This is a genomic window from Shigella sp. SIG6 (assembly GCF_053555815.1).
On sequence record NZ_JBQZXC010000343.1, the window covers coordinates 1 to 345 of the forward strand.

The 345-nt window shown below is 44.6% G+C and carries 1 pseudogene; it reads right to left on the minus strand.

Annotated features, from left to right (window positions below):
- Nucleotides 1–25: 25 nt before the first annotated feature.
- Nucleotides 26–345 (minus strand): annotated as a pseudogene (locus ACUU1M_RS20740) (IS4 family transposase); the annotation flags it as partial.

Here is a 345-nt window from a genome sequence, read left to right on the forward strand (position 1 = left end):
CTGAGGGATCCCCACAAAATTACTGCTAATAAACCAGCACCATATTTCGGTAGGTTCTGGACAGATGGTTTAGAACTGTGCTCAGTACTGTTCGTCTTAAAATAAGTGGCGAGTGTCGAAGAACATTCTTCGCTAACGTCAGATATGAGATAACCCGCCGGGATTTAATGCTGTTAGCCTGATATTTCAGGTGTAACCCTTTATTTTCAGCGTGATAACCGAGTAACCACATTACGATAGTGCTCAACGTTGCCAGCAGACTCAGAACCAGAATTCTTCCTGTTGAACGACTTTTGCTGGCCCGAAGACCAAATCCGAAGCGCCCGTTCTTTTCATCACGAAAGT